Here is a 9446-nt window from a genome sequence, read left to right on the forward strand (position 1 = left end):
ACTCCTCGATCAGTTTCCCCGCAATATGTTTCGGGAAACGCCGAAAGCCTTCGCCACAGACAGCAAAGCCTTAGCCGCCGCCCAACACGCTGTTAACAATAACTTCGATCGCGAATTGCTGCAAGTACAAAAATGGTTTATTTACCTACCTTTTGAACATAGCGAAAACTTAGAACACCAGCAAAAATCTGTGGAACTCTTTCGCCAACTAAGCGACGAACCCGACAGCGAATCAGTCATTGATTTCGCAATTCGGCATTTCAAAATAATCGAACGTTTTGGCAGATTTCCCCACCGCAACCAGATTCTCGGACGCGAAACAACCCCCGAAGAAGCAGAATTTCTCAAACAACCAGGTTCGAGATTTTAAAACGCGATCGCAAAACTTTTAGGTTATTTGCTCTAAAAACTAGAAAATGCTATAATTATATCAAATCCTGTAGCATCCCAATTGTAAAATCGAGTCAGATCAAATCCGCGCTTCATCGTCCTGTATTCATCCCTCTCTTGTCTTCCTCTGCGTTCTCTGCGGCCTCTGTGGTTAAATCATTCCGATGCAACCGGAAACGATATTAAGAGGAATAACCCATTGACTTTAAAACAAAAAGCACAGACTGCAATTGATATAAAAAATAGCGATTTTTGGCTAACATTTAAAATTTCAAATCAAATCGGCTACTAAAATTATCAATATTTGATACCAGGGAAAATGCCGAAAAACGTTATTTAAAACTAACAAAAAAAAGAAAAAAACTGCGCGATTCTCTGGGGACTCATACCATTTTTCTTTCATATGTGGTATAGATGAAGTCTTAGCCCCCCCTTACTAAGGGGGGGTTGGGGGGGGGTTAATATCTAGCGCTACTTTATGAAATTGGTATCACATAGCAGCAGGATCGATCGACAATACAGATGGAGTTGTCTCTAAAATAGATGATAACGGTCACTTGAGCCTACATGAATTTGCTACTGCTGATTTAGCCACAAAATTTGTAATAACATCTTGTTTATTATAAGCTACAAAAATATGGAACAATTAATAGGATTTAAACTCAGTAAATTTCCTCTCACTCTCAGAAGTATAGTCAATTTAGAGTATTTCGACGGCCCGCTGCTATCGCTTTTTGAGAACGAATACGGCGATAGCTATCTTTATTCTTGGTGCGATGTAGATAATTTGTACAATCGCTGGTTGGTTTTCAGAGTTGCACAACTAACTCTCAAGCTTTATATAGAGGGACAAGTTTCATTGCACGATTTAATGGTAAACCCTGTTGACGGATTTCTCTATTCATTAGATATAGACAATGATTTACAGGTGAAAAATACTTATTTAATCCTACCTGAAAATTTACCTGCAATCTACTTGCCAGAAACAGATTCCTATTACGAACTGTCGGATTTAAATCGCGAAACTGCGGAAGCAGATAGGTTATTAATTATTCAAGAAATTTCTGGTGAATCTCAACTTAGGATCGAAAACTTAATAACTTAAACACTTCCTACAGTCTTCTCTCATGTAAGTTGCAAGAAAGAAGGAGGCAGAGCCTCCGGATCTGCATTACCAGGCAGAGCCTGGTAACGAGCAAAACTTGAAAATTCAGTATCTAATCGATCGCCCTTTTTTCACCCGCGATACTGTACCCGATAAATCCGGTTATTCGCTTCCTCAGTAAACAGCAAACTCCCATCAGGTAAAACCAGCAAACCAACAGGCCGCCCCCAAGTTTTCGGGCCAGAAGGATCGGTGAGAAAACCAGTCAAAAAATCCTCATAATAACCCTGGGGACGCGAACTCGCCGCATTAAAAGGTACAAACACAATTTTGTAACCAGTTCCTGCGTTGCGGTTCCAACTGCCGCGAAACGCCACAAATGCCCCGTTTGAAAATCTTTTGGGAAACGTTTTTCCGTCATAAAACTGAAGTCCCAAAGCTGCCGAGTGCGCCTGAAACAACACGTCTGGCATCAATGTTTTGGCCGCTAAATCAGGTCGATCGCTCTTGCCGTTTCTGGAGTGGCGCGGGTCGAGCAAATTCGGCTTAAAATAAGCGTAAGGCCAGCCGTAAAACTCGCCTTTACGAATTCTTGTCAAGTAATCCGGTACCAAATCATCTCCCAAACCGTCGCGTTCGTTGACTGTGGTGTAGAGTTGATTAGTTTTGGGGTGAAAATCCAATCCCACCGGATTTCGCAAGCCGGAAGCAAATGTTTGCTGGTTGGTGCCGTCCAAGTTCATTACTTGCACAGAGGCCCTCGGCAGCGGTTCGGAGTTGGCATTAGACTGGGAACCAACTGATACAAACAACTGGCGGTTGTCTGGGGAAGCGACAACGTTTCGCGTCCAGTGTTGGTTGTAGCCGCCGCCCGGTAAATCGGCAATTTTTTCCCCTGTTCCAGTTAATTGTTGCTGCCCTTTTGTGTAGGGAAACCGGCGGACTTCGGCGGTGTTTCCTAGGAAAAAATAGCGATCGGCAAAAGCCATCCCAAAGGGAATATTTAAATTATTTTGGGCGCTAGCAAAAGTCTTGCGAACTTCAGCAACACCGTCGCCGTTACCATCCCGCAACAGCGTAATCCGATTCTGTCGCGTTTCTGTTACCAAAACATCGCCTGTTGGTGTCAAAGCCAGCCATCGGGGAGCGTCTAAATTGTCAGCAAAAACGTTGACGACAAAGCCAGGAGGCACTCGCAGCACTGGCGATGGGGGAATCGGTATTACTTGTGGAGGTTTCGAGGCGCTTTCGGTGGCTCCTGGCTGCGGCAAAGATGTTGCCACAATGCCGATCGGCTGCGGGGAAAGCGGTTTGGTTGGTACAATTTGATTTGTCCGAGCATTTGTCAGCGGTGCAGGGGAGGGAATTTGCGACAGCGGACTTGGCTGGGGAACAGAAGTGGCTGTGGCATCTGTAGCTCGTGAGCACGCAATCAACGGCAGCAGCAGAATTAGCAACAGGAAACGCAGGTAAGACATAGCAGCGATTTCTCCACAATTGCTCGACAATTCTTTGATTCTAACGGCTATTAAACAGCGAAGCCACCGCGCGCGGTGACTTAATTCCGTCTAAAAACCTAGTTCTACCAAAGTCCTCTCACAGGAGCCGGACGTGGAGTCTGACGTGGAGGGGAAGTCGGAATAATCGGAGCTGGAGCCGGACGGGTTATTGGACGGGGAGCGGGAGCCGGAAGCATTGGTGGCGGTTCAGGGGCCGGACGCGGTGCTATGGTGGCGGGACGAATAACCGTTGTAGCTACAACCTTGTAGTCGGGGATCACGGCGATATTTTGCACCTGATCTCCGGCTACCAAGACTCTGACTTTCATTCCCGGTACGAGGCCAATAATTTTCAGGACGCATTTTTGAATCCTGAGAGTCCTGTACCTTGCATTTTCGGGGCTAATTGTTACTACGTCGCCGACAATACTTTTGACAAAACCGGTCAGGGTTTGAGTGTTTGCTGTGTTGGTTGTCTGGGTTTGGGCTATTTGAGTTGCAGGGTTAGCCATCGCAGGATGAACTGAGACAGCCGAAATTATCACCGACAGGGTTGCACCTGTCAATAATTTGATCTTCTGAAGACGCATTGAAACCTCACGTTAACTGTTATTAAGGGTTGGGTTTGCTTCCGCAGCGCGAAAATCCCAACCTCTACACCTAATCCAGTTTAATCCCCGGAGTAGGAAATTTATAACAATATTACAAAAGATTATAGAATAACTTTTTAGGGACTGAATTTTATATCAAAAGTTCCCGATTTATAACAAGTTCACTGCTTGGTATCTCTCTTTGTGCAGGCGTGATATATTGAGTTTGTTCGATCGACCGTTGCGGTTTTTTTCACACCTAACTGTTGCTGGTGGACGGGAAACTCTGCCAAAAGACAGATGTGCTTGCCGGATGGTGCAGCGTCACAGTTTCAATTTGCGATCGGCATCCTCCCGCAACTCAAAAATCAAATTACCCAGAGGTCAAGTTAGATCGTTTTATTGCAGGAGCAAAACCAAGTTACAAGTTATAATTTGTGGAATTGAAGCTAAAAACTGGGCCGCGCATTTACAGTCAAAAAGCCCTCGTAAAAATTTTCATATCGGGTGCAGTTGGCGGATAATTAGAGAGGAACTTTGTAGGATCTGCTAGTGAGGAGTGAAGCGAAAAAAAAATGGTGAACAGCAAATTTTTATTTAACAAATTAATTGTGCTGAGTTTGAGTGCGGCGGCGCTGTCTGTAGCCCTACAGCAGCGGGCGACTGCCCAATCTGTTGGTAGTAATGCAAGCAATAGTGCCGCCACTGAGCGCTCAAAATCCGAGGCAAAATTGCCGAATCTCGAAGCCCCAGAACTGCCGCCCCTGGGCGAATCGTTTCGGTATATTCCTCAAGAACCAAAAGCTGCAGAAAATCCCGTTGAGGAAGTCCGTTTAGTGCTGAGATTGCGAGAACGCCGCGTCTATGTTTACCGCAAAAATAAGGTGCAAGCGAGTTTCCCGGTTGCTGTGGGGAAACAGGGCTGGGAAACTCCCACGGGCAGCTTTAAAGTCACGCAAATGATTAAAGATCCTGTTTGGGAGCATCCTTGGACGGGAGAACTTGTGCCAGCAGGGCCCGACAATCCGCTGGGGACTAGGTGGATCGGGTTTTGGACGGATGGCAAGAATGTCATCGGTTTTCACGGGACTCCGACTCTAGACTCGATCGGGCGAGCGGCTTCTCACGGTTGTGTCAGAATGTTCGACAAAGATGCCCAAGCTTTATTTGAGAAAGTCGCAGTTGGTACGTCTGTGATTGTTGAGAAGTAATTGCGATCGAGTATAAAATATCAATTCCCGGCGATTGAAATCGCGGCTACAAAAACAAAGTCCGCCTCCGCGGACTAAAGATTTTCTTAGTCCGCGGAGGCGGACATCGTTTGTGTAGTAGCGGTTTCAACCGCCGAGTGATTTTGATATCAAATAGATTGCTGGTATTTTTCCAGCAATTCCGGGATGTAATCGTAGCCATCAACGCCGATCGCCGGAATGATCTTCGATCGGCTTTTGGCCAAAGATTCTTTAAAAGCGACCGCCCCCATTTGTCCCCGCAATATTGTCAGCAAACCAGCCGATTGCCGCCACTCCACCGCCCCAATTTGCTCCAAAGTATACATCCCCAAACAGCCAGCAAATATCGCTTGTTCTAGTTCATTTATGCTGTAATAAGCTTGAGCCAAATAAGCCAAATTCAGACCTTGCAAATACAAATCGCCCGAAAATTGGGCAGCTTGCCAACCTTCAATCAAATACTCGATCGCACCTGCGGGATTTTCCAGAGCAATTTTAGCAATTCCGAGGCTGCTAGAGCAAAAAGCTTGACTTTGGCGATCGCCCAATTTTTGCGACAGCAATAAACCTTGCTCCAAATAGCCGATCGCACTCTCATAAACCTCCGGTTCCACCTCCTCCAACTGCCGCGCCTGAAACACTTCGCTGTAGCCCAAATTAGCCAAGGCATTTGCCTCACCTTGCCGCTCTCCCGCTTGTCGTGCCATAATTAAAGCCCGCTGGCTGTAATTAATCGCTTCCTGATAATTTTTCTGAGCAACATAATTGCGGCTGATGTGATTGAGATTGGCAACTTCGCAAGCTTTGTCTCCTTCCTGACGGGCAATTTCCAGCGATTGTTTGTGCAGCAAGATCGATCGCTCGTAGGCCCCCGCCGCCTGCATCGAATAACCCAAAAGCGTCAGAATCCGAGCTTTCGCTTGAGTACCTTCAACACGGCGCAGCGGTTCATCTAAATAATCCAAAGTATGGCGCAGAGCTTTACCGTCAAACGAAGCAAAAATCCCCCCGTAAAGCGGAAAGTATTCCCGCACAGAAAAAGCCCGCAAAATTTGCAAAGTTACTTGAAAACAAGCATTAGCCAACTGCTCCCCGCTCTTAGTAGAATTATTAAACCCGCTGGCTAGCTGGCTCCAAATTACCGCAAAAGTAATGTAAGTAGAAATTGAAGCTTTTGTCGATACTTTGGAATCGTAAACTTGCTTGTCGAACCATGTCGCCAAAGCCCGTTGCAAGCACTGCAAAATAATCGCCAATTCCACCAGCGCACCTAACTCTGTATTAGATTGCTTTGCTGCTAGTTCAACAATAGATTCACCCATTGAAATAGTCTGCAAAAGAGCGTGAGGAAGCGGACTGTTAACCTTTTTTGCCCAAAAAGCCCAAGGCCCGTTTTGTTCGGGACTGCCAGCAAATCCTAGCTGCTGCGGCTGATAAATCCAACCGACGAGTTCCGGTTCCAACCGCTGCCAAGATTCTAAACCTTTGGCAATACCGGCGGTAATTTGCTGCAAATCTCGCTCGGTTTCGGGATTAGTTGTTTGCAGCATTTGTTGGTGCAGGGATTTTGCCAGTTGCTGCAATTGAGCGAGAGTCAGCGGATGTTCTTTATTGGGATCGATTACTTGCAATAAGGCGAGGAGGCGACTGTTAGATTCGGCGGTAATAATTTGTTGGATGGATGATGCGATTTCGCGATCGACTCGGTTATCTTTCTGCCAGCGTTCCCATTCTCCTTGGATAGTTTTTAGCGCTCTGAGACTGCGATTTGCCTTGGCTTGTTTGATTTCGTCTTTTTCGTTTCTCAGCAGGTTGTCGGTAGCATCTAGGCGTTCGCCAAAACAGCGTTCAAAGATTTCGCCGGTGCCGGTGCTAATGTCTTCCACCAGCATTTGATAAACTTGTTCTTTAGAGCGAATTTGACCTTTGAGGGTGATTTCGACAATTCTGTCGATCAGTGCTAGGTAGCGATCGCGCAATGAGGTAGATTCTGGCATAATTTATTTTTAGTTAATAAGTTTTTATTGAGACAGCAGACAGTATTTCACGCTGCTACTTCATTTTACAGCTCGTCTGGATTAATGCCCATTGCTCGCAGGCGATCGGCCAATTGATTTGCCCGATACTTTTCCGATTCAGCCCGTTGTCTTTCCGATTCAGCCCGCTGTCTTTCAATTTCAGCACGCTGTCTTTCCGATTCAGCTTGCTGTCTTTCAATTTCAGCTTGCTGCCTTTCAAATTCAGCTCGTTGGCTTTCCAATTCAGCTCGTTGGCTTTCCAATTGAGCTCGCTGTCTCTCAAATTCTTCAGGAGTCGCAATCAAATTCCCATTAATATCGTACCAGCGCAGCCACAACCTTTCATTTTGCAGGAAAGCACCTTCCCACAAACCCAAACTTAACTGTATTTCGGGTATCCAGAATCGAGAACCTGTTAACAATTGTTCGCGGTAACGGTTGCCGATCAAGCGAAATACTCTCAATTGGTTGTTGTATTTGCTAAACACAAAATAATAGGGAATCTGCAAAATTCTCTCGTAAACCTGCCACTTAGTCGGCGGTTTGTTTGGTGCAGATTCTGTCAGCCCCAAATCTTCATCTTCCGTACCGGGTGACAGAAATTCGATCGCAATTAAAGGACTTACCACCTCATCCCAAATCACATAACTTTGGCGCAAGTCTCTGTCTTGATAAAATCTGGAAACGCCCACAACTAAGTACCAATCGGGTCTTTTGTACCAATTGAGATGGTTGGAGTCGTAGTATAGATTGAGATCGCTGGCAGAAAATACGCGATCGGGCGGATAATTGGGGGGAATGCAGCTAGCGCACAAAAGCTGTGCTTGCCACCGGTGATATACGTCAGGCAAACCGGGTTCTTCCGGGTCTTCACTGGGTAGATCGTACATCGTCGGCAGCACTTTTGTTGGGGAAGATTGCGGATCTGGTACGTGCATCGTCATAAGATTGCCCTGGCGAAACGGCTGAAGGAGATTGAGGCGGTACGGCATTGCAGACATTATAGCGGTTTTCCATTTCTGCTGAGTGCTGCGAATGGCGATCGCGCGATCGGGAAATCGGGAATTTAGGGCGACAATCGTATCTTTCCACACCAACCAAAATTTATTTACGTGTAACTCTTGCTGGGAATTTGAATATATGAATCCGGCATTTCATTCTGCTGGTGAATAGCAAAGAAACGGCGCTCAATTTCTTTAAGAACTGCTGCATCGTAATAAATCATGCCACAATCTAGACAAATTTCAACAGGCGTGTTAGGAACTAACAAGTATTTATTTTGATGGCTGTAAAGGTAATTAATTTTACGTTCCTTATAGCTGTTGCTACCGCAGGTATTGCATCGAATTTCTCGCATGAGTTTATCCTCATTATCCCGGATTTCGGATTCTCAATCAACCTAATTCATTAGACAAGCCTGAATATCTTCTCTTTCTAGCCAAGGATAGCCTTCTAAAATGGTTTCTGGAGAGTCGCCAGCGGCTAACATTCCTAGAATATGCTCAACTGCCAGACGGCGACCCCGAATAATCGGTTTTCCGTTAAATATTTTGGGATTTACTGTGATTCGTTCTAAAAGTTTTTGAGCATCCATAATTTGAGGCATAATTAGATATATTATATTCTATCATTTGTCTGTGATTTCCGAACCTCTTACTCTCTCAACCAGCAATCCCGTCTTACAAGCCCAAGGATTAACTCGCCGCTTTGGCGGTTTAGTGGCTGTAAATGACGTATCTTTCACAGTTCACAAACACGAAATTTTTGGATTGATCGGCCCTAACGGCGCTGGCAAGACTACTTTGTTTAATGTAATGACTGGATTGATACCTGCTTCGGCTGGCAATCTGATTTATCAAGACGAAAATATTTCTAAATTGCGGCCTTATCAAATTGCGAATAAAGGTATTGCCAGAACATTTCAAAATATTCGGTTGTTTGGGGAACTTTCTGTGTTGGAGAATGTGGCGATCGCCCGACACATCCACAGCCGATCGCCAAATCCGGTATTATCGCTACTATCGGGGATTTTCGGCTTACCAGAATCTAACGCTATGGAGCGCCAAACCCAGCGGAAAGCCCTGGAATTGTTGGATTTGGTCGGTTTGGGCGATCGCGCGGCTGAACCAGCCAAAAACCTGCCCTACGGCGACCAAAGGCGCTTAGAAATTGCCCGCGCCTTAGCCCTAGAACCGACAGTATTGCTGTTAGATGAACCGGCGGCGGGGATGAATCCCAATGAAAAGCAAAAGTTAAGCGATTTTATCCGGGAAGTGCGGGAACAATTCAATTTAACTGTAATATTGATCGAGCATCACGTACCGCTGGTGATGGGATTGTGCGATCGCATTGCTGTTTTGAATTTTGGTCAGCTTATTGCTTTGGGCGAACCTGCTGTTGTCAGGAATAATCCTGCTGTAATTGAGGCTTATTTAGGAGATGAAAAATAGAAATTTCAACGGGTTTCACTGGTTCCCAGGCAGAGCCTGGGAACCGATATCTAGAGGCTCTGCCTCGTCGTTTAGTAACAGAAAAAATCGAGGCATTCACTGGTTCCCAGGCTCTGCCTGGAAACCGATATCTAGAGGCTCTGCCTCGTCGTTTAGTAACAG

At 45.7% G+C, this 9446-nt stretch carries 10 protein-coding genes; 4 read left to right on the forward strand and 6 right to left on the reverse strand.

Annotation, left to right across the window (positions count from 1 at the left end):
• A partial coding sequence (locus WBA89_RS10000) for a DUF924 family protein (protein WP_424406109.1) occupies positions 1-370 on the forward strand: 370 nt, incomplete at its 5' end.
• 657 nt (positions 371-1027) lie between these two features.
• Positions 1028-1495, forward strand: a complete 468-nt coding sequence (locus WBA89_RS10005; RefSeq protein ID WP_424406111.1) for a DUF6575 domain-containing protein — start codon at positions 1028-1030, stop codon at positions 1493-1495.
• A gap of 131 nt (positions 1496-1626) precedes the next feature.
• On the opposite strand, the gene WBA89_RS10010 is transcribed toward WBA89_RS10005, so the two are convergent.
• Entirely contained in the window at positions 1627-2973 is a 1347-nt protein-coding gene (locus WBA89_RS10010; RefSeq protein WP_424406113.1) for a PQQ-dependent sugar dehydrogenase, read from the reverse strand.
• A 104-nt stretch (positions 2974-3077) separates the two neighbouring features.
• Positions 3078-3584 carry an autotransporter gene (locus WBA89_RS10015; protein ID WP_424406115.1) on the reverse strand — a complete coding sequence of 169 codons (507 nt, stop codon included), beginning with the start codon at positions 3582-3584 and terminating at the stop codon, positions 3078-3080.
• A gap of 575 nt (positions 3585-4159) precedes the next feature.
• Between WBA89_RS10015 and WBA89_RS10020 the strand changes: the two genes are divergently transcribed.
• Positions 4160-4795 (forward strand): L,D-transpeptidase, encoded by a 636-nt coding sequence (locus tag WBA89_RS10020; RefSeq protein WP_424406117.1) that lies wholly within the window; start codon positions 4160-4162, stop codon positions 4793-4795.
• Positions 4796-4944: 149 nt separating this feature from the next.
• Here WBA89_RS10020 and WBA89_RS10025 read toward each other — a convergent pair whose 3' ends face one another.
• The 4 genes from WBA89_RS10025 to WBA89_RS10040 all read right to left on the reverse strand — a co-directional run bounded on the left by WBA89_RS10025 (position 4945) and on the right by WBA89_RS10040 (position 8440).
• Positions 4945-6813 (reverse strand): tetratricopeptide repeat protein, encoded by a 1869-nt coding sequence (locus WBA89_RS10025; protein WP_424406119.1) that lies wholly within the window; start codon positions 6811-6813, stop codon positions 4945-4947.
• Between the two features lie 65 nt (positions 6814-6878).
• Entirely contained in the window at positions 6879-7928 is a 1050-nt protein-coding gene (locus tag WBA89_RS10030; protein ID WP_424406127.1) for a Uma2 family endonuclease, read from the reverse strand.
• A gap of 14 nt (positions 7929-7942) precedes the next feature.
• Positions 7943-8191, reverse strand: coding sequence for a type II toxin-antitoxin system MqsA family antitoxin (locus WBA89_RS10035; protein ID WP_424406121.1), 249 nt, complete (start codon positions 8189-8191; stop codon positions 7943-7945).
• Positions 8192-8233: 42 nt separating this feature from the next.
• Entirely contained in the window at positions 8234-8440 is a 207-nt protein-coding gene (locus WBA89_RS10040; RefSeq protein WP_424406123.1) for a DUF433 domain-containing protein, read from the reverse strand.
• A 31-nt stretch (positions 8441-8471) separates the two neighbouring features.
• Here WBA89_RS10040 and WBA89_RS10045 point away from each other — a divergent pair, with 31 nt between their 5' ends.
• On the forward strand, positions 8472-9284 hold the full coding sequence (locus WBA89_RS10045; protein ID WP_424406125.1) for an ABC transporter ATP-binding protein: 813 nt from the start codon (positions 8472-8474) through the stop codon (positions 9282-9284).
• Positions 9285-9446: the final 162 nt, after the last annotated feature.

Origin of the sequence: Microcoleus sp. (genome assembly GCF_049646505.1) — a bacterium.
Classification (GTDB): domain Bacteria; phylum Cyanobacteriota; class Cyanobacteriia; order Cyanobacteriales; family Microcoleaceae; genus Microcoleus.